Annotated in this window: 1 protein-coding gene; it reads right to left on the bottom strand. The window is 24.5% G+C overall.

Going from position 1 to position 1,124, the window contains the following annotated elements; translation table 11 throughout:
* Positions 1-401: 401 nt before the first annotated feature.
* A complete protein-coding gene (locus CSUIS19072_RS08410; protein WP_180380073.1) occupies positions 402-542 on the bottom strand; it encodes a TrbM/KikA/MpfK family conjugal transfer protein in 141 nt (46 codons plus the stop codon).
* Between the last annotated feature and the right edge of the window lie 582 nt (positions 543-1,124).

Here is a 1,124-nt window from a genome sequence, read left to right on the forward strand (position 1 = left end):
TTATTTTGCTATAACTCCCTTATGGGGATATGCCATAGGGCTGGTACCACTATGGCAAATTTTGTCTCTATAGAAAGGAGATAAGCATATTCCATTTGTATTTGCGGTAATTATACTACTTTGTATAATTGTTGTCAAGGCTTATTAGTCTTGCCTCACGAAAGTGAGGAAATACAAACCCCCTATGGCTTCTTTTATTTTATCTTAAATTTTAATAACTCCAGCAAATTTTTATAATTGTTGCTTTTTATAGTAATAATTATATAGCAAGTTTCCACCACCACGCTCATATGAGTAACTTCTTGTTGCACAATGCCTATCATTTGGACTTAATTTATCATACTATGGTTATAGATATGAGCTCATAGGCACGATTAAAAATTTTCCAAGGCTTCTTAGCTTTAATAGCAAAAAAATCTAGCAAGTGGTGGATTGCATTCACTAGGGCGTGTTCCGCTTGAGAGGCAAAGCAACACTTCGCAAGCTGTTTTTCTATCGCCAGTTAAGGCATTTAAATTTGTAACAAATAATGAACTTAGCATAATTAAAATAGCTAAATTTGCTTTTTTATTAATTTAAATTTTAATTAATTATAATATACCAAGCTCATAATCAAAAATGTAAAACTTAAAATGACTTATTAATTCCATATTAAATATTATAAATAAAAGCAGTCTTATAACTTTTATAAGTTTAATCTAATAAATTACCAAACTACTCACTTTATAATAAGCATTCAACTTCCAAATATAAAATATTTTTAAAAATTTATAATTATTATTTGAATAATATAAAAATTAATAATAAGATGGTATCTAAATTAAATTCAAATATCAATCCTAACTATTTAAATAAAATAAAAAAGAATAAGGTTTTATTATTTTATATATTAAATAATTCTTTATAAATCTAAAAATATTTTAACTTTTTATTTATAAATACATTCATTGCTTTAAGAGTTAATCCATAGTCTAATTAATTATATTATATGGGTTGCAATACTATTTTAATATCTATTTTTAAAAATGTCAAGTTGCTTAATATTACAACTTTGATTTAAATTTGTTGTGTTAATAAATCACTATTATAATAACCATAATCACCATAAAATAAAAGCTCATTTA

This window comes from Campylobacter sp. RM19072, assembly GCF_024723485.1.
Lineage (GTDB): Bacteria > Campylobacterota > Campylobacteria > Campylobacterales > Campylobacteraceae > Campylobacter > Campylobacter porcelli.

What these genes read in the sequence shown, in the direction of transcription:
- CSUIS19072_RS08410 (WP_180380073.1), bottom strand. Translation starts at nt 542, where the DNA reads ATGCTAAGTTCATTATTTGTTACAAATTTAAATGCCTTAACTGGCGAT.